Genomic DNA, 19,290 nt, shown 5'->3' on the forward strand with positions numbered 1-19,290 from the left:
ATGGTAGGCCCAAACGTTGGAAATCTTAGAGTGAACGTGAAATGCGAATCATCTCTTCACGGTCTGTCACCTTCACGCGAGCGCGTGGCTCACCGGAGGCGTCCTGTGCGGCAGCACCAAGTGCTCGTTCGTGTTCGTCCAGCTTATGCCAGCCTTCCCATGTGGTGTATTCGATGCCTTTAGAGTCAAGGTATGCGCTGAAGGTCTCGGCGCATGGCTCAGTAGCAGTGTAGAGGTTCTCACGGTCAGATAGTAGGTGGGTGATGGTCTCTAACGCGTCTGATTTAGTTGAACCAATCAGTCCGACGGGGCCTCGTTTAATCCACCCTGTTGCGTATAACCCGGGAACAGGTGTCCCTTCGTTATCGACGACGCGGCCTTCAACGTTGGTGATGACACCGCGTACGGGGTCGAAGCCAACCTCAGGAAGTTCTGAACCGAAGTAGCCGATAGCACGGTAAACCGCTTGCATGGGGTATTCAACGAATTCTCCGGTGCCTTTGATACCACCGTTGCCGTCGAGTTCGTTGCGTTCCATCTTGAGGGCGGTCACTTTGCCGTCCTCACCAAGGATTTCTGCTGGAGATTGCAAGAAGTGTAGGTGTAGTCGGCGGGATGCGGTTTGTGGTTCTTCTTTTTGTTTCTCAAGCCAGCTGTTGAGGGTTTTCATCATGACTTTAACTTGAGAGTTGGTTTCCATCGCTTCTTGTGAGGCTTCGTCGAATTGGAAGTCTTCTTCGTAGAGGACGATGTCTACGTCACGGGAGTGTGCTAGTTCTCGGAGTTCTAGCGGGGTGAATTTAATCTGTGCTGGTCCACGGCGTCCGAAGACGTGTACGTCGGTAACTGGTGAAGATTTTAGTCCTTCGTAGACGTGGTCAGGAATTTCAGTGACGAGTAGATCATCTGCGTGTTTGGAGAGGACACGGGCGACGTCTAGCGCTACGTTGCCGTTGCCGAGTACTGCGATTTCGCGGGCGTTAAGTGGCCATTCGCGAGGGTAGTCGGGGTGTGCGTCGTACCAGGAAACGAAGTCTGACGCGCCGTAGGAGCCGTCGAGTTCTACACCGGGGATGTCAAGGTTTGCGTCTTTGATAGCGCCGGTTGCGAAGATGATGGCGTCGTAGTGTTCGCGGAGGTCTTCGAGGGAGAGGTCTTTGCCGTATTCTACGTTGCCGAAGAAGCGGATGTCACCGCGGTCAAGGACTTTATGTAGTGCGGTGATAATTCCTTTAATGCGGGGGTGGTCGGGTGCTACACCGTAGCGGATGAGGCCGAAGGGTGCAGGGTAGCGGTCGAAGATGTCGATGGATACTTCAAGTTCACCGTTTTTGACTTCTTTTGATTTGGTGAGGATATCTGCCGCGTAGATGCCAGCAGGTCCAGAGCCGATGACGGCAACGCGCAGGGGGCGTGTTTCAGACACAGTTTTTCCTTTCGGTGCCAGTTCCCTGATGTGGTGGGGCTGGCTGGATGATTTACACACTTGGGCATTAGTTTACCTATCAGATGCCTCTGTGTGGACTCTCTTGTGTGCTGAACCTCTAAAAACTTAGGTTTACTTAACTTTCGTGAGCTGGGTTGTTGTGTTCTGAGGTTTTTATGCTGTGTGGTTTGTGTTTAAAGAGCGTATGTCTTTTTCTAGCCAGGTGTTGGGTAGAAGGTGCTGGTGTGTATGGGTTATGAGAATGATTGAACGCCCTGCTAAGCGTTCTGTTTCGAGGATATCAATCATGAGGGGAACTGATTCTATGTCGATAGTGGAGAATGGTTCGTCGAGCAATAACAGTGGTGCTTGGTGTGCGGCGATGGTGGCAACAAACCATACTTTTTGTGCTTGTCCGCTTGAGATTTGTGCGCATAGTTGGTCGGTAATGTCTTGTAGTACGAGTTTTTGTAGAAGGTCTAGTGCTGCGGCGGGGTCTGTGCCGTAGGCGGCACAGTAGAACTCTAGTTGTTCGCGGACGGTGAGGAGTCTAAAGAGCGCCGGTTCTGTGCTCATATGCCAGCGGGTACGTCGCCCCTCTATGCTGTGGGGTGGGTGTCCTGCTAGGGTGATTTCTCCGCCAGTGGGTCGTAGTGCTCCGGCTATGAGATTTAGGAGGGTGCTTTTTCCGGCGCCGTTGGGGCCGTTGAGAATGATTGCCTGATGGGTGTCGAGGCTGAGGTTGATGTCTTCGAGTATGGGTTGGGTGGGTGTAAACCCAAAATGTAGGTGAGTGGTGGTTAATAGAGCCATTAGAGTGTTTTTCTGGGGATTCGGGCGGTCAGGGTGAATAGTGTTGCAAGGCAGATGCTGATGAGGGGTAGAACGTAGAGAGGCGTATTGTGGTGAAGGAGTGCATAGGCGATGAGCGCAAATATGCCGGCTATAACAGAGATGAGGGTGGAGGCGATGGGGTTTTGGCGGATACGCCCGTTAGATTGTGAGGGTAGACGACCGGGGAACAGGCAGTCTGCCCAGAGGGTGAGTGCCGGCGAGATGAGTATTCCAGTCAGCCATGCGATCAGGAGTGAAGAGGCTGGGACTGATGATATGAGCAAGAGTAGTGGTAAAGATAATAGGCTCAATGGTGCACATACTAAGGTGGTTGAGCAGACTATTGCGCTTGCTACGCCGCGTTCCCCGAGCAGTGATGCTGTTAGGTGAGGAAGTAGTGGGCGATACGCGTTTACCGAGCAGATTCCGTGTGCTACACCGGTAGATAGTAGGGGTGCTCCCATGGCTATGCCCCATGCGGCTTCAGCAGGTAAGAAGGGCTCTATCACGGTGTTATTGACCAGCATGCCGGTGCAGAAAGCTGCTGAAAGATATGTGATGCGGGCAGAGATGAGAAATTCTCCAGATTCTCCCTCTGTTGTATCTCGGGTGATGGTCAGTGGCAGGGCAATGAGCCGTTCCCACGCATTTTGAGGTAATGGTATGCGCCATGTTGTGTAGGTGGGGGCAGAGTCTATGGGTGCGTTATTCCAGAAGATTTTGTGTCGTAGACGGATTAACGTTGCTACTGATACGCCTAAAAGGATGAGGGTCAGGCTGAGGAGTGTTATTGTTCCTTGCTCGGAGAGGAGGAAAGCAAAACATTTTTGTATAGTCTCACGGAAGCTGTTTTCTCCCATCATGATAGGTAGTAGAATCCCTGCAAAGATGCTTCCGGCACCGTACAAGAAGAAAGACCAAAGAAGTACTCGTAGCGTGGTCATTGACGTTCTGCCTGTTGCTAGTAGGCATAGTGCAGTTCCTCGAAAGAGTCCTCCAGAGATGCTAAGCAGGGTTCCTATCAGTAACGGTTTAAGGATGATATGTGCTGGTATTTCCCAGTTATAGATTGCAATGATGGAGTATGAGCACAAGGCAATGACCATCAGTAGCGTTTCGAATATTAGGGGAAGAATGAGCCGTGCTGTGAATAGTTGCCCTCGGGTGAAACCGGCGTGCGTAAGGATGGTGGCATCAGCTGGAGCATTGATTTCGCGTGCAGTGCGACTCGATATTTTTAGGAGGTGATGAGTCAAGCAGTAGATTCCACCGAGAGAAAGTAGTGACGGGACGAGGTGCTGCGATTCACCAATATAGGCAAATAATGTGGGGGCAACAATCACAAAGAACGTAAGGAATAGCCCCAGTAATACGCTGATGAGCAGGCAAGCTAAGCCAAGGAGGAAATAAGCGTTGCGAGTGAGACGAAATTCTGGCGCAACAGCTCGTACATCTAATAGTTTGATAGTTTTGATAAGAAGTATAACGTGGTGAATCCACCGGTCTCGTTGTTGTGTTCTAGGCGTAGCGTTGTGGCTCATAGGAATGTTCTTGGGCTTATTTAAAATGACTGATTAGTGCGAGAGCGTTGCCTGAACTCGATAAATCCGATGAGGCAAAAGGCAAGCAACCAGAGAATTGAGAACACCATAGAGATGGTGTTCTCTGTCTGGCGGGCTAAAGCCGTTGTAAGCATAGAGACAGCTCCGCCAAGCAACAGGGAGACGGCTAGGGGAATGTTTGGTCCGAGTTTTAGTGTCTCTGTGAAGACATAGATGATGCTCAGAAGTACGGCGAGAGCGAACCACGTATAGGTGAGGAAAACCCAAAAGAGCTGAACTGATTCTGAAACGTTAGTGAGGGGGTTTAAGAGCATGATCAACCCTACAATTACGGCAAGAGCAATGAGGATTATTCCACGAATACGGCTAGTCATCGACTTATTCCTATGGAGACACAACGGCATATTACGTATTCATAATATTTATTTTTTAGTGTTAGGGTGCTCAACTCGCTCTGTATTCTAAAAAATAGCAAGGATAAAACGTGTACTCGGCAGGTTTCCCCCGAATAGCAAAAAGCGGTGTTGTTGTGATGAAATCTCATCACAACAACACCGCTTTTTATCAAAGATAAGCCTGTTTATTGCTCAGCTTTTTGTAAACGACGAATCTTGCGTTCTTCACCATAAGCAACGATGCCCAGAAGGATAATCCCGATGATCAAAGCAGCATAGAATACGGTGAACACAGAGTCCCAGCCGTGTAGCACATGGCCAAAGACGGTAAGTCCAGAACGCTCAGGGTCAGCGATGGCAGCTAAGCCAACCTTTGCCATCGAGTCCCCTAGAAGATAAGCGAAAGTACCGCTCATACCGTTTGCTACACTCACTGCACGTTTAGGGACAAAGCCCACCAAGGAAACACCAATCAGTAACTGTGGACCAAAGATGAGCGCACCCAAACAGAAGAGGGCAATGTTAACTTCTGCCACGCTATGGGCGTTCTTATAGAGTCCGACGGCGAAGAAGATGAGGAAAAGGCAACCAACAGAGACCAGTGCACGGCGTCCTTTGAGCAGGTCAGAGATGTAGCCCCACGACATACTTGCAACGAGGGCACCAATCTCAAAGAAGAAAATCGTGTTCACAGCGTCTGAAGTGCTAAAGTTCAGTTCTTCACTCACATATAGTGGCGCCCAGTTATCAATGCCGATACGCACGATGTACACGAAGATATTTGAAGTGCATAGAATCCAAATCCACGGGTTTTTGAGAACATAGGTGGTAAAAATCTGCCATTTGGTCAAAGACTCAGATTGGGTGTTTTCTTCTTCAATGGGTTCGTCAAAAATTTCTTCTGAACGGTTCCAGCCAAGCTCTTCGGGGTCGTCTTTGCCAATGAAAAGACCTGCAATACCGATAGCGAGACCAATCAGTGCAGGAAAAATGAACATACCAACAACGTGACCGTTGAAGAAGACGTTCGCTCCCCATAGGGCAAGACCACCAGCAATAGCGCCGCCAATATTATGTGAAGCATTCCAGAAGCCGAGGTAACGTCCTCGTTTTTCACGCGGTGTCCACCGTGAAATAGTCGAGTATGAGGCGGGCCCACCAGCAGATTGGAAGACGCCGTTGAGTCCCCATAGCACCACAAAGATACCGATTACAGAGCCGAATGCGCTCAGTAATAGTCCCATGAGCAGAACCATGAGGGAGGCAGAGACGAGTAGGGCAGAAACGATACGTTTAGAATTTCTGCCGTCTACGAAATACCCAACAAGGGTTTTTCCTAAACCGTAGGTGATAGAGAACGCTAGACCGATATAGCCCAGTTCGAGGGTGCTTAGCCCGTATTCTTCTTTAAGGAGCGGTTGAGCGGCTTTAAAGTTGTTGCGGATTAGGTACATTGACATGTACACCAAGAACACAACGAAGAAGGCTTTAAGGAATTCTCGGAGCCAGAGTTTGCGTTGTTCGCTGGTAGATAGGCCAGACGGTGGGGCTTTGCGGATTGCGAAGAAATCCAGCATGGTGTTCCTCCTAAATGAGACGAATACTATTCTGGCGAATAGTATTCAACGATTTAGGATTCATTAAATATGATATTTCATTAAAACACCTTGTCAAATGAACTTTTGTTCACATCTCTGACGATATGTTACAACATATTCTCAAACGCTAAAATGAGCACTCAGCCCCTCACGCTCACCAAAACGTTCTAAATGTCGAAGAAGAACACCCTTAACGCGTTCTAAGCGCTCTTCGTCCTCTGCATATGCCCATAAAACAAGTTTCGTCTCACCGGCAATATCTGTCACGAGAACATCACCATAGCCACTAAAAATACCTTCTCGGTTAAAAGTGATTCGATGGCCATCAACTATTTCTTCACAAGGGACTTTATGGCACATATGCGATATCAGCTGTTTTGCGTATCGTGCAGGACGAGAAGTCTCAACAACAGCTTGGGCAGAACATGCCAGCTCTGAAATAGCAGGATATACGCTCACGAGGGTGTCCTTCAGGGTATGTCTATAGACCAAGAACTAACGGTTTTCTTCTCGTCTACACTAGCAGTCTGGCAACACCAAAAGTAACCCTGTATTTGCTGTGAGTTCTATGGGGTTGTCTAAGTAATCCGCTAGTAAGGTAACCTTCATGTGCCCTTTGGAAGCATTACTGTATTTTTATTAAGGTTTTCTCGAAAATTACGGCAGGTTTTACCACAAAATAGCCCCTCAAGACGTATTATTATCAGGTAATTATCAGCGTTGACATTGCGCATTTGCGCATCGTTAACGCTTTCTTCATTTTTGGGGCTTTTTGTTCCCCTTCACACGAGAGTAACTACGGATTCAACGAATGTCTTCTGAGAACACCGCGGCTCACGCATCCGCATCGGCGCCCACCCCTACTAATGGGTTAGACCGTTTCTTCAAAATTACTGAGCGAGGCTCTACCTTCGGAACAGAAATTCGAGGTGGTTTCGCAACCTTCTTCGCCATGAGCTACATCGTGGTACTAAATCCCCTCATTATTGGTACTGGAGCAGATTCTGCAGGCAACGTCCTCGGGCCAGAGAAAGTAGCAGCTGTTACTTCTCTTATCGCCGGCATCATGACCATCATGATGGGCGTTTGGGCACGTCAGCCCTTTGCAATGGCAGCAGGATTAGGCGTTAACGCCCTGCTCGCATCAACCATTGCAACCACCCCAAACCTTACGTGGCCCCAGATTATGGGGCTTGTTGTTTGGGCAGGTATCATCATGCTTTTGTTGGTGCTTACCGGTTTCCGAACCGCAGTTTTTAACGCGGTACCGCAAAGCCTCAAAACCGCTATTGTTGTTGGTATCGGCATGTTTATCGCTTTTATTGGCTTAGTTGATGCCGGTATTGTGCGCCGCATGCCAGACGCAGCAGGAACAACCGTTCCTGTCTCCTTTGGTGTCGGCGGCCATCTTATGGGTTGGCCAACTGTCGTATTCCTCTTTGGTTTGTTCCTCACCATTGCATTATTTATTCGTAATGTTCGTGGAGCTATTCTGATTTCAGTAGTGGCATCAACCGCGCTCTCCATTTTCCTTGAAACAGTCGCGCCTTCTGGGTCTTCTATTGATTCACCAACGGGTTGGTCTTTGATGGTTCCGGGTGTTCCTACTCAGTGGTTCAGCTTGCCTGATTTGTCTCTTATCGGTTCAGCTGATCTTTTTGGTGCGTTCCAGTCTTTGAGCGGCGCAGCAGCATCCTTGCTTGTATTCTCTATCTTGTTAGCAGTCTTCTTTGATGCGATGGGCACTTCTGTTGGTCTTGCTGCTGAGAATGGCACTCTTGGCAAGGACGGAAAGATTGAAGGAATCAATCAGGTTCTTCTGGTTGATGCTTTGGGTTCTGTTGCCGGCGGTGGCGCTTCAAGCTCCTCTCACCAGATTTATGTTGAATCAGCAACGGGTATCGGCGATGGTGCTCGTACTGGTTTTGCTAACCTGATTACTGGTGCGATGTTCTTACTTGCGGTCTTCATTTCTCCGCTGGTTAATATTGTTCCATTTGAGGCTGTCGCACCGGCTCTGGTTGTTGTTGGTTTCTTGATGGTTCGTCAGGCTGTTCATATTGATTGGACAGATTGGGGTCTTGGCATTCCAGCGTTCTTGACGATTATTATGATGCCTTTCACCTATTCCATCGCTGATGGTATTGGTGCCGGATTTATTTGCTACGTCTTTATTCGTCTGGTTCAGGGTCGTACCCGCGACATCCATCCGCTCATGTATGCAGTTGCTGGTGCTTTTGTGCTTTACTTCAGCATGGGTGTTGTTGAGGGGCTCCTACACTAAACGTTTGAACAGAAGGTGCTATTTTTAGTTCTTCTAAACGATGAGGGTCGATAGCTGGTTAGGCTATCGACCCTCATCGTTTTGTGGTGAAGATATTTATGTGTTGGTGACGTTATAGAGCTGTTGTGCTTGTGCGTATTTAGTGTGTACGTATTGAGTCATGTCTTCGGGCGCGGTGAGGTCGTCCCAGTCGTAGAGTTCTTGGGAATCTGCGTTAGAGAGTTTCCAGTGGCTTCCTAGCTCGAGTAGGGACTGGTGTTTAACGTCGTAGTAGTCGGGTTTTCCGCTCAGTGCGATTCCGCGAGCACCGGCGAGAGATGCCATGAGGTGGTGGTGGAATCGGCTAGTTATCCAGAGTTGTTCTGGTGAGAAAGTGAAGTCTTCGTCCCAGAATTGTTGGAAGGAGATAAATCCGTGGGGGTTAACAATGTCTTGTAGTGCTTCGTATCCGGCGTAGTCGGCGCCGGGGATTGCTTCGACGTAGTGGATGTTGTCGCGGGGTATGTCGAGTTTTTTGACTTGTGCGCGGACGAAGTTGAGCATTCGTTGGTGTTGTCCATCTTCTACGGCGTCGTTTTGGACGCAAAGGTAGAGGCGTGTGTTCTCTGGTGAGAATTCTGCGGTGTTTTGGGGGAGGGTGTTGGGGTTGATGAGGTAGGCGTCGTCGAGTCCGCGGGTAATGCCTAGGGCGTAGGAGCTGGGGGTGTCGCGTACGCTGATGTGTGAGAATCCGGTGAAGTTTTCGGTGATGCGTGGCATGAGTCCTTGTCCGGTGGCGATGAGTCGCGCTCCGGTTTCTTGGGCTGTTGCTTGCATGGTTTCGATGATGAGGGCGTTGGATGGCCAGACGCTGTTGATGAATCCGCCGCCGAGGAGGTGTATGGTTCCGGCTCGGCGTAGTTGGAGTAGTCCTGCGTCGAAGCGTGGTGAGCCGAGTGTTTTGATGAGTTCGCTAGGGTGGCGGTTGAGGTTATGTTCGTATTCGAAGATGGCGCGGAATACAGTGTTGACAACGTGTAGATTGGGGTGGATGTTTTTGAAGAGGGCGCTGGCTGTTCCGGGTTCGCGAACGTCGAGCCAGATTTCGGTGTTGGGTTTGTGTTCTGCAAAGAATTCGAGCCATCTGCGGGTGATGAGTTCGTCTCCGTAGTTGGGGTAGCCTGCCATGGAAATGAGGTAGATGGGGGCTTCTTCTGGTTGGTGTGTGGTGGCGGTGTTTTCGTGGCGGTGTTCTTCGGTAGTGTTTTTTGGTGTGGAGAACCCGGGGATTTGTTGCAGAATTTTTTTCACGGTACTACCTTACTCGTCTTTGTTTGTGCCGGTAAATAGGCGGAAGGTTTCTTATGGTAGTGGATGTTAGCACCAGAAGAAAATACTAAGTAGGTTGACTAAAAACCTTGTGTGATGTTAGGTTAGTTACATCTCAAGGAGGTTTTGATGTCTCAAAAAACAGTAGAAAAGCTCCCCCGAAACCTTGCGATTGTTTCTTTTATGGTTGCAATCGCTGTGGCGATTATGGTGACTGGGCGCTCTGGCATGGAGTTACAGAGTATGGCCGCTATCCTCAAAACAACATTTTTCATTCTTATTGTCTGCGGTATTTTTTCTGCAGTTGTTTACACGTTTACCTATTTCAGATTTCATTCTCGTATGCCTTGGACAAAAGGACACAACACCCATCAGCTTTTTTAAAGTTGACTAAAAGTTTTATATCGACATATCAGACAGAGGGTGCTCACCAGTTAGCTGGTGAGCACCCTCTGTCTTCCTCGTATAAAACTAGTTTTCCGTCACCGGCTTATCGTGGCGAGGGGTTGCACCTTGTGCAAATTTTCGTACCCAGCGGTCATCTTTATATTGTGCTGGTACGGCGCCACCGAGGAGTCTCTTGGTCAGTTGGGTGGCAAGATATTCGCCGTCTAATGGCAGTGGAGAGTGAGCACCAGCAATAATGATGTTGCCTCGTCTGCGACCTTTGAGCATGGCAGGGTCAGCGATAATGCAGGTATGTTCAAAGACTTCTGCGATAGCGGCAGCTTCTGCTTTTGCTCCTAAGAGTTCTGGATAGTCACCACAGTTAATAATGTATAGACCTTTGTGAGATAGGGATTCTGAGGCGATGCGCGTGAATTCTAGTGTTGTGAGCGGTTCGGGGGTGATGTATCCGGCAAAAACATCACGAATGATGATGTCACGCGATTGGGCGGTAAATGTTTCTGTCACAGCTCGTGCTTCGCCTACTCGTATTTTAAGCTGTGGTGCTTGCGGTAGTGAGAACCACTGGCGTACGTATTCTGCAAGTTTTGCGTCAAGTTCTACCACCGTATTGCGTGATTTTGGGTAAACGTCCACAAAGTAGCGTGCCATAGAGCACGCCCCTCCGCCGAGGTGTGTTAAACGTAATTTTTCGGTGTCTAGGGTACTTTCTGCATAGGTTTCGACGGCGGCCGCTATCCATCGCATATATTCAAAGTCCAGTGCTCTGGGGTCGTCTAAGACGATATGTGATGATTCCATACCGTTGATTTCAAGGACCCATCCACCGGGAGTGTAGTCATCTTCAATGAGTTCTGCTACCCCTGTAGAGATGGGGTATTTTCCTTCGACGAGGGCGCTTTGGTCTGTTGCGGTGTTCTTTGTTTTTCTTCTGCGTCTAGCCACAGGTTTAAGGGTACAGTGTTGAGGGTATCTATCCATGATGTACAGATGAGATAAGGGCGATGTTCGTGGAAGTCATTCACCGTCAGTATAGGCTTATTCCTGCCACTGTTGAGGATGTAGATGTGTATGTTGATTTGCAGTTGAAGTGTTTAGAGCAGACTTATGCTGGCTATGGGGACGAGGGTTTTATACACCGTCAGCGTGATTCTCGTGATGAGCTAGTTGAAGAATTTGTGGACAATGTTTCTTCTGCTCAGTCGCGGGCTTTTCTTGCGTACGATACTTCTGCAGATTCTTTGTCTCCAGTAGGCCTTGGATTGTCTCGGCTAGGCCCGTTACCGTGGGAGAGTGAGCTTGATTTTGTGCAGGTTCCTGCTGGTTCTCGTGAGCTAGTTCAGTTATATACTCTTGAGCAGGCTCATGGTCAGGGGTTAGGTCAGGCACTTTTTGATGCTGTTCTCAATCCAAAGGAGCCGGCGTATCTTCATATTGTAGAAGGTAACGCGAAAGCGCAACGCTTCTACGAGAAGAATGGGTTTAGCCATGAGGGGTTTTCGTTGACGTGTTTGGGGTCGTGGCATAATCCTGATGGTCCGAGTATGCGTGTGGGGCGCATGTTTCGCGGAATCACTCTTACGTCTTAACACCTCGAATGATTTTATGCGTGGCCATCACAGCATAGGGTAGTTATAAGCCATTGCTTTTGTCGTCATGGTGAGAGTTTCTATCGAGGGCACAGCATAAGATTGCGGCGACAGGAAAAACAATCCATGCTTCTGCCCAGAGGTTTCCGGAGAATCCCCAGAGTAGGAAAATGATGATGACGATACCCCAGTATGATTTTCTGAGAAGGTGCAACAAGGGGGTAGAGCGTGTCTGATCGGCTCCCCAGTCTTGAGATTGCACGCAGATAGTGTCAGCGGCTCTTGTTGCCCAGGAGCAAAAGATGATAATCCATACGCCAGCAGCAACCATGCAGAGCAATAGGATAAGTCCCACGGTGGATACTCGGTGGTTATCGGTCAAGATAGCAGGAGCGATGACGCCGATGGGCGAGGTTGCAATCAGTAGTACACCTGCAGCTTTGAGGGAGCGTGCGTGTTTTTTCTGTTCTTGTTCTTGTTCGTGCACCCATTGTTTGACGGCTGGATCTGCCATGAAACCGTATTCTTCGACCATGCTAAAGGGGCTCATGTATTTTTTCACCCGATGGAGCAAGAAGCGGCCTATTACGATACAGAGGATAAGCCCTACCGTTGCAAGGGGTATTGATACGGTATGGTGTTCTCCGCAGATTGAGATACAAAGCAGGAAGAAAGCTAATCCGAGGATAAAGAAAATGGTTCCTGTTGCTCTTTGGGCGGAGCTTTCTTTGAGTGCCTGAGAATATTTTTGGGCGCATTCTTGGGTGACGAGGGAGTACATGGGTTGAGCAATTCCGTAAAAGCTTTTGCCCGTTCTATAAGAGATGATTTCTTCTGCGATGTTGAGTTCGTCGGCTAGAGCTTCTAAGGAGTTGTGCTCTGCTATGACGATGTTTTGTGCTTCACTGGGTGTTTTACCGTGTTTGATGAGTGTTTTTAGGCGTTTTTTCATGCGTAGTCGGAGTCGTTTTTTGGCATGTTTAAACGCTGGGGTTGGTGGGTATTCGGAAAATAGTGTTGAGAGGTAAGAGTCAATATTTTTCATAGGGGGCTTCTATTAGTGTGGGGCTGCGCGTACGGGGGAAGATGGCGCCGACTCTGGGGGTGTTCTTCTACGGTGTGTGTTATGAAGACACTTCAAATAGGCGAAAAAATATACAGAATAAAATTAAAAAACATTTAAAACATTGGTTTAGCTTGGGGAAACTATTCCTACTGTATATAGAAAATAAAAAATCTACAACATATATTGCATATTTAAACACTTATGTCGTTTTAGTAAAATTTTCACCTCATACCACACCCACAAAAAAGCGGCCTATCGTTCGTCAAGAACAATAGACCGCTCACACGTGGCAACAAAGCCACCCAAAAATAGTTAACTCTCTTGAGACAACGCCTTATTCAAGCGCTCCACCTTACCGGTTATCTCACCGCTGTCGTGCCCTGGGCGAATATCAGCTTTAACCACCAAAGACACTCGAGGAGCAACAGCAGAAACCGCCTCCGTCGCACGCTTAATAACATCCATGCATTCATCCCATTCGCCCTCAATGATGGTGAACATTGCATTCGTCTCGTTCGGCAAACCAGACTCATTCACAATCTTCACAGCTTGAGCAACAGCAGTATGAACAGAACCATCTTCATAGGCACCACCAGTGGGTGCAACAGAAAAAGCAAATAACATATTTTCACCCTACGACACATCAGCACACACACTCAATACCACGTGTCAAAGCATCGTCATAAAAATAGAACATTCTCATGAGTTACCCCACAGAGGGAACTAATCTACCCCACCACCCGCCTATTAAGGCATAAAATTCAAATGAACTATCGACACAAAAGAGTGCCGTGACATCCGCCCCACCATCGGGACGTACAAGAGATAGTAGAAACGAGACATGACAACCGGTATCTACCTTTCAGCAATGAACCCGCTTTCTGGCAAGTCCTTGGTGAGCTTAGGTCTAGCAGACTCCCTCATCAAACGTGCAGATAGAGTCGGCTACTTCCGCCCTGTCTTCAACGGACAAACCGAAGCCCAGGACCCAATGCTCAACCTCATGCGGCAAAACTTTGGGCTTACCAGCCTACAAGCCCGCGGAGGAGTGTCCCTCGAACGTTGCCGTGAGCTTCTCGCTCAAGGCAACCACGAAGAAATGTCCTCTATTGCAGTATCTGTCTACGCAGAAATGGCCTCAGAATGTGATGTCATCATCGTCGATGGTACTGACCTTATGGCTCACAACGCAGTCACCGTCGAATTCGACCTCAACGTGCAGTTCGCTCGCGATCTTGGGCTACCCGTTATCGCAATAGTTGGTGCACGAGAATCCTCTGTGCAAGACATCGTCAACGCCGTAGATGTTGCACGCACCGAATTGACCAACGCCAAAGTCGACATTTTGGGTATTATGGTCAACCGTTGCAAACCAGAATTACGCGAGGAAATTCTCAAGAGCGTCAAACGCGGTCCTTCAAAACGCCCCGTCTACGTTCTTCCAGAAATCCCTGAGCTTACCCTACCTTCAATCTCCGAAATGGTGGCGGCACTGGAACTATCCGCTGAAGGAATCGACGAAGAGCACCTCAACCGCGATATTCACGACGTCAAAATTGCGGCAATGACCGTCGCAAACTTCCTTGACCAGTTCACTGACGGAGACTTCGTCATTGTCCCAGGTGACCGCACTGACGTTGTTGTCGCGTCACTTGCTTCAGCTCTTTCACCCACCTTCCCAGCACCTGCTGGTATGCTCCTCACCGGCGGATTCTCTGAGGTTAAGAATGACACTGTCATTAGCTCCTTGATGAGCAATGCGCCATTCCCTGTCTTTGAGACCACCATGGACACCTTCCAATCAGGACGAGCAGTATCACGTGTCGAAGGCTCACTCTCTAACGGACAGCCTCGTAAAATTGCTGCAGCACTCGGTGAATGGTCCCGCTCTGTAGACCCTGATGAGTTGCTTGAACGCCTCGAGTTAGAGCGTCCTGCATCCATGACTCCGCTACGCTTCTTGCATAACCTCATTGAAAAAGCACGCCAAAGCCGTCGCACCATTGTCTTACCTGAAGGCCATGATGTACGTATCCTCCGTGCCTCTGAGATTATTGCTCGCCGTGACTTCTGCAACCTCGTTCTGATTGGTAATCCCGCAAGAATCTCTGAGATTTGTCAGGCTGAGGGCATTAACCTTCCTCTCGCCGGGGAAGATAAGAACGGTATCCGCATTATCGACCTCAACGATAATGAATACACCGAAGATTTTGCACAAGAATATGCTCAGCTACGCGCGCATAAAGGCATGACAGTTGAAGCAGCTCGCGGACGCATGCAACAGGATGCTTCCTACTTTGGCACTATGCTCGTCTACAAGGGTATTGTTGACGGTATGGTCTCCGGCGCGGTTAACACCACCGCAAACACTATTCGCCCATCATTGGAGTTTGTGAAGACTCGCCCCGGCGTAAAAATTGTTTCCTCCGTATTCCTCATGCTCATGGAAGACCGCGTCTTGGTTTTCGGTGACTGTGCTGTGAACCCCAACCCCAATGCAGAGCAGCTTGCTGATATTGCTACAGCGTCAGCAGAAACTGCCCGCCAATTTGGTGTGACGCCTAAGGTTGCGATGCTCTCTTACTCCACCGGAACATCCGGTTCTGGTGCAGATGTTGAGGTTGTACGTGAGGCAACCGAAATCGTCAAAGCTCAGCAGCCCGACTTTGAGGTTGAAGGACCTATCCAGTTCGATGCAGCTTCTAATATGTCTATTGCTTCTTCAAAGATGCCAGACTCTAAAGTTGCCGGACAAGCAACAGTCTTCGTATTCCCTGACCTGAACACCGGTAACAACACCTATAAGGCTGTACAGCAGACTTCTGGTGCCGTTGCTGTTGGTCCGGTACTTCAAGGACTACGTAAGCCTGTAAATGATCTTTCTCGCGGTTGCACCGTTGATGACATCATCAACACCGTTGCTATCACCGCAATTCAGGCTCAAACTCTCTAAAACGGATAACGGTGGCTCTGTTCAAAGGGGCAGGCTTATTGTTTGAAGCGTTTGTGTTGTGCAACAGAATGTTCTGTTGCACAACACCTTTAGATTCTCTATAGAAAAGGAAAATATTTTGCTCATTCTCGTTGTGAACTGCGGTTCTTCCTCCGTCAAATATCAGGCACGCGATACCTCTTTGCCAGAAGCTGAGCAGGTTCTCGCTAAAGGACTCATCGAAAACATTGGAACCAAGATTCCAAGCCACACAGAAGCTCTTGCCATCATGGCAGAAGACCTCAAAGAGCCTCTCCACGGTCGTGAAATTCAAGCGATTGGTCACCGTGTTGTTCAAGGTGGAGACGTCTTTACTGAACCAGTACTTATCGACGATGAGGTTCTCCAAAAGATTGATGAGCTATCCCCGCTAGCTCCGTTGCACAACCCTGCACACGTTATGGGCATTAAAGCAGCAACTGAGACATATCCTGGTGTTCCACAGGTGGCTGTTTTTGACAATGCGTTCCATTCCACCATGCCAGAGCATGTGTACCGTTACGCTGTTCCAGAAGAGTTCTACGAGAAATACGGTGTGCGCCGTTACGGATTCCACGGTACAAGCCACGACTACGTTACTGGTATTGCAGCAGAATTCCTCGGCATTGAGCGTGAAAAGTTTAATGCTGTTGTTGCGCACCTCGGCAACGGTGCCTCTGCTACCGCTATTGCTCACGGTAAGTGCCTCGATACGTCCATGGGGTACACTCCTCTTGCAGGTTTGGTTATGGGTACTCGTAGCGGTGACATCGATCCTTCTGTTCTCACATCTTTGATGATGCGCGACCCAGAACTTACTGCTGAGCGTATGGATCAGATTCTCAACAAAGAATCCGGTTTGCTTGCTATTGCAGGCGATAACGATATGCGTACTGTTGTCAATGCGATGGAAAATGGTGATCAGCGCGCAAAGCTCGCCTTGGATATGACCACTTACCGTCTTGCAAAATACATCGGTGGTTACCATGTAGCTGTTGGTGGTATGCAGGCGTTGATCTTTACCGCTGGTATCGGCGAGAACTCTTCTGAGTTCCGTGCCCTAACCATTGAGCGTCTCGGTGCTTTGGGTATCACTCTTGACCCTGAGGCAAACCTTGTTCGTGGTGATGAGCCACGTATTATCTCTACTGAAGAGTCTGCAATTCCTGTTCTTGTTATTCCTACGAATGAAGAATTAGCTATTGCTCAAGCAACCGAAGTGATTGTAGCTTCGGCATAATTATTGTGTTTGTGGATTCTATGCGGGGTGTATCCTCACTGTGGTGAGGATACACCCCGCATAGTATTTAAAAGTTTTTGATACGCAACAATTTTGAACGTTAATTACGTCCTTCGGATGAGGTTCTCCTTGTCGCTAATGCGTACTATAGTAACCAGTGAACACCCTTGTCGAGAGCGAAAGAAACAGCAATGAGTCAACCTCCCCATGACGACGGTATGACACCAGCGGGTCAGCCATCTGAGAACCATTCCTCTCAGAATTATCCTCCGTTGGGTGCTCAAAATATTACAGAGCACCCGTTACCTGATGACGTGTCACGAGGTTGGATTCCTGAAGACTCTCGTCAGCATCCGATTTCTCCGTTGCCGGCACCATCGTTGCTGAAGTATCAGTCGTTGATGCCGTTTAAGTTCATTAACTCTTTACGTCATCCGGGTGAGCTACCGTGGGTGATTGCAGCGTATTTATTGACTTTTGCGGTGTATATTGCTGGTTTTATTTATTTGGTCGTTAATTTTGTGTCAGTGATTACTGGTGCAGCAGAGGGTATGACGCCGGGGGCTACGCTTAAACAGCTTCTTCTCATCGCTATTTATGCCCCTCTAGGCATATTTATTGTGCGTGCTTTAACCTACGCAAAAATTCGGCTTATCGCGGTGCGTATTACCCCTACACAATTCCCCGAAGCCTACCAAATGGTTGTTGATGCGGCGCGTGCTAGCGGACTTCGTCGTGTACCAGATGCCTATGTGCAATTAGGCAACGGCCAGATTAATGCTTTCGCTTCGGGGCATGGACACCGCCGCTTTATTGTCATCTACTCAGACCTTTTTGAGATAGGTGGAAAAGCAAGAAACCCCGAGGCTCTACGCTTTATCATTGGGCACGAGGTGGGGCATATTGCCGCCGGACATGTCAGCTATTTCCGACTGATTTTTACGTCATTTTTTATGCAAATTCCGGTTCTAGGCTCGACGCTCTCACGCGCACAAGAATACACTGCCGATAATTTTGGGTATCGTCTTGCACCTCAAGGTGCACTCCAAACGATGGGTGTTCTTTCTGCCGGTAAATACTTGTGCAACGAAGTCAATAGTGATGAATTAGCAAACCGCGCAGTCTATGAAAAAGGGTTCTTTACGTGGATGAGCAACCTATCCTTGACTCATCCTCCAACGACGTGGCGTGCCCATGCTTTGCGTGACCGTTCTGAACCAGGACGACTTATTTGGCGTCCGAAGACCAACCCGCCATATCCTCTTTCTGCTGTTCCAGCGGCTGAGCCTGCTCGCCTATGGCCAGATCCGTTGCAGGCGACAGACTTCATGAATATCTACCCAGAACGTGCTGATAATGAGCATTGGGGTATCGTTCAGACGCAGAAGAAGGAGCCAGCTACCGAGCGTGACCGCCGCATATCTGACACCCTCTTCACGCTATGGGTTCCACCGCATTTGCGCCCTCAGATGCCAGCTGAGAATCATGTACAGGAATCAAAGAGTGAAGAAACGTCATATACTTCTACATCTGCAGAAGAAGGCAATGACGATGAGGGCCGTATCGTAAAATAGCCTCTATGGCTCTTCGTATTCCACGCATCACCGCTGACCCGCTCATCATGTTGATTGTGCTGGCAGCGGTGATTGCTTTTATCGCCCCAGCCACAGGCGCTTTTGCTGAGAGTTTTTCGTTCGCAACAAAAATTGCTATTGCTTTATTGTTCTTTCTTTATGGTTCTCGTCTTTCTCCTCAGCAGGCTTTAGAGGGGTTAAAGCATTGGCGTCTTCATCTGCTGATTCTTGCTTTTACCTTTATTGTTTTCCCTTTCATGGGGGTTCTTCTGTTCCCGATGGGTATGGTGCTGGGGCATGAGCTATATTTAGGGATTCTTTATATGACTCTTGTTCCTTCAACGGTGCAATCTTCTGTGGCCTTTACTTCTATTGCTCGCGGTAATGTTGCTGGTGCAATTGTTTCTGCCTCTGTCTCGAATATTGTGGGGGTCTTTGCGACACCTCTTTTAGTCATGTTTTTGATGCACTCTGATGGCATTACCATTAGTGGAAATATCTTTTTGGACATTGCTATACAGTTACTTGCACCCTTTATTGCAGGACAGCTGATGCGTCGTTGGAGTGCAGATTTTGCGCACCGTCCGGTGACAAAACAGGTGGATCGTCTCTCTATTGTCATGGTGGTTTATATGGCTTTTTCTGAGGGTATTGTTCACGGTGTTTGGAGCCGTATTAGCTGGTGGCAGTTATCTCTTCTAGTAATTTTTTCAATACTTTTTGTGTACGCCATGTTGTGGCTAACACGTGCGGTTGCTTCTCGTGCTGGGTTTAGCCGTCAGGACATTATCGCTATTCAGTTCTGTGGAACGAAGAAATCTTTAGCGACGGGTCTTCCGATGGCTGCTGTTATTTTTGGTAGTTCTCAGGTGGGTGTTTTGATTGTTCCGTTGATGATTTTCCATCAGGTGCAGTTGATGGTGTGCGCTCATCAAGCCGCTCAATATGCCAAAAAAGGAATATAATCTATAACTCCTTCTTGACCAGTGGTTATAGATTATATTCCTTGAAAGTTCTGGTGGTTATAAACCTAGA

At 48.5% G+C, this 19,290-nt stretch carries 17 protein-coding genes; 7 read left to right on the forward strand and 10 right to left on the reverse strand.

Translation table 11 applies throughout. From position 1 onward, the window contains the following. Positions 1 to 25: 25 nt before the first annotated feature. The 6 genes from ACN08Z_RS03450 to ACN08Z_RS03475 form a co-directional block, all read right to left on the reverse strand. A complete protein-coding gene (locus tag ACN08Z_RS03450; RefSeq protein ID WP_419103203.1) occupies positions 26 to 1,426 on the reverse strand; it encodes an FAD-dependent oxidoreductase in 1,401 nt (466 codons plus the stop codon). A 174-nt stretch (positions 1,427 to 1,600) separates the two neighbouring features. Further along, positions 1,601 to 2,239: an ABC transporter ATP-binding protein gene (locus tag ACN08Z_RS03455; protein ID WP_419103204.1), complete on the reverse strand. Its 639-nt coding sequence runs from the start codon at positions 2,237 to 2,239 to the stop codon at positions 1,601 to 1,603. Beyond that, a complete protein-coding gene (locus tag ACN08Z_RS03460) occupies positions 2,239 to 3,801 on the reverse strand; it encodes a hypothetical protein (protein ID WP_419103205.1) in 1,563 nt (520 codons plus the stop codon). Before ACN08Z_RS03460 ends, ACN08Z_RS03455 begins: the two co-directional genes overlap by 1 nt. Positions 3,802 to 3,821: 20 nt before the next feature. Beyond that, positions 3,822 to 4,196 carry a hypothetical protein gene (locus ACN08Z_RS03465; protein ID WP_419103206.1) on the reverse strand — a complete coding sequence of 125 codons (375 nt, stop codon included), beginning with the start codon at positions 4,194 to 4,196 and terminating at the stop codon, positions 3,822 to 3,824. A 206-nt stretch (positions 4,197 to 4,402) separates the two neighbouring features. Next, the gene (uhpT, locus tag ACN08Z_RS03470) at positions 4,403 to 5,794 is read right to left on the reverse strand and encodes a hexose-6-phosphate:phosphate antiporter (protein ID WP_419103207.1); all 1,392 of its coding nucleotides are present in this window, start codon (positions 5,792 to 5,794) and stop codon (positions 4,403 to 4,405) included. 141 nt (positions 5,795 to 5,935) lie between these two features. Continuing rightward, positions 5,936 to 6,274, reverse strand: coding sequence for a DUF2218 domain-containing protein (locus tag ACN08Z_RS03475; RefSeq protein WP_419103208.1), 339 nt, complete (start codon positions 6,272 to 6,274; stop codon positions 5,936 to 5,938). A 352-nt stretch (positions 6,275 to 6,626) separates the two neighbouring features. On the opposite strand from ACN08Z_RS03475, the gene ACN08Z_RS03480 reads away from it, so the two are divergent. Next, entirely contained in the window at positions 6,627 to 8,099 is a 1,473-nt protein-coding gene (locus ACN08Z_RS03480) for an NCS2 family permease (protein WP_419103209.1), read from the forward strand. 96 nt (positions 8,100 to 8,195) lie between these two features. Here ACN08Z_RS03480 and ACN08Z_RS03485 read toward each other — a convergent pair whose 3' ends face one another. Beyond that, positions 8,196 to 9,389: a polysaccharide pyruvyl transferase family protein gene (locus ACN08Z_RS03485; protein ID WP_419103210.1), complete on the reverse strand. Its 1,194-nt coding sequence runs from the start codon at positions 9,387 to 9,389 to the stop codon at positions 8,196 to 8,198. Positions 9,390 to 9,536: 147 nt separating this feature from the next. Between ACN08Z_RS03485 and ACN08Z_RS03490 the strand changes: the two genes are divergently transcribed. Continuing rightward, complete coding sequence (locus tag ACN08Z_RS03490; protein ID WP_419103211.1) at positions 9,537 to 9,791, forward strand: hypothetical protein; 255 nt, start codon at positions 9,537 to 9,539, stop codon at positions 9,789 to 9,791. Positions 9,792 to 9,878: 87 nt separating this feature from the next. Here the strand turns inward: ACN08Z_RS03490 and ACN08Z_RS03495 are convergent, their stop codons facing one another. Next, a complete protein-coding gene (locus ACN08Z_RS03495) occupies positions 9,879 to 10,760 on the reverse strand; it encodes a spermidine synthase (RefSeq protein WP_419103212.1) in 882 nt (293 codons plus the stop codon). A 65-nt stretch (positions 10,761 to 10,825) separates the two neighbouring features. Here ACN08Z_RS03495 and ACN08Z_RS03500 point away from each other — a divergent pair, with 65 nt between their 5' ends. After that, positions 10,826 to 11,404 (forward strand): GNAT family N-acetyltransferase, encoded by a 579-nt coding sequence (locus ACN08Z_RS03500; RefSeq protein ID WP_419103213.1) that lies wholly within the window; start codon positions 10,826 to 10,828, stop codon positions 11,402 to 11,404. Positions 11,405 to 11,447: 43 nt separating this feature from the next. Here ACN08Z_RS03500 and ACN08Z_RS03505 read toward each other — a convergent pair whose 3' ends face one another. Together ACN08Z_RS03505 and ACN08Z_RS03510 are read right to left on the reverse strand one after the other, a co-directional pair. Next, the gene (locus tag ACN08Z_RS03505; RefSeq protein ID WP_419103214.1) at positions 11,448 to 12,449 is read right to left on the reverse strand and encodes a hypothetical protein; all 1,002 of its coding nucleotides are present in this window, start codon (positions 12,447 to 12,449) and stop codon (positions 11,448 to 11,450) included. Between the two features lie 333 nt (positions 12,450 to 12,782). Beyond that, positions 12,783 to 13,094, reverse strand: a complete 312-nt coding sequence (locus ACN08Z_RS03510; RefSeq protein ID WP_419101174.1) for a thiamine-binding protein — start codon at positions 13,092 to 13,094, stop codon at positions 12,783 to 12,785. 217 nt (positions 13,095 to 13,311) lie between these two features. Between ACN08Z_RS03510 and pta the strand changes: the two genes are divergently transcribed. The 4 genes from pta (at position 13,312) to ACN08Z_RS03530 (ending at position 19,220) form a co-directional block, all read left to right on the forward strand. After that, the gene (pta, locus tag ACN08Z_RS03515) at positions 13,312 to 15,423 is read left to right on the forward strand and encodes a phosphate acetyltransferase (RefSeq protein WP_419103215.1); all 2,112 of its coding nucleotides are present in this window, start codon (positions 13,312 to 13,314) and stop codon (positions 15,421 to 15,423) included. A 118-nt stretch (positions 15,424 to 15,541) separates the two neighbouring features. Continuing rightward, positions 15,542 to 16,681, forward strand: coding sequence for an acetate/propionate family kinase (locus ACN08Z_RS03520; RefSeq protein WP_419103216.1), 1,140 nt, complete (start codon positions 15,542 to 15,544; stop codon positions 16,679 to 16,681). A gap of 191 nt (positions 16,682 to 16,872) precedes the next feature. Further along, a complete protein-coding gene (locus ACN08Z_RS03525; protein ID WP_419103217.1) occupies positions 16,873 to 18,255 on the forward strand; it encodes a M48 family metallopeptidase in 1,383 nt (460 codons plus the stop codon). A gap of 5 nt (positions 18,256 to 18,260) precedes the next feature. Continuing rightward, on the forward strand, positions 18,261 to 19,220 hold the full coding sequence (locus ACN08Z_RS03530; RefSeq protein ID WP_419103218.1) for a bile acid:sodium symporter family protein: 960 nt from the start codon (positions 18,261 to 18,263) through the stop codon (positions 19,218 to 19,220). Positions 19,221 to 19,290 lie beyond the last annotated feature (70 nt).

The sequence above is a fragment of the Rothia sp. P7181 genome (genome assembly GCF_048513015.1).
Taxonomy (GTDB): domain Bacteria; phylum Actinomycetota; class Actinomycetes; order Actinomycetales; family Micrococcaceae; genus Rothia.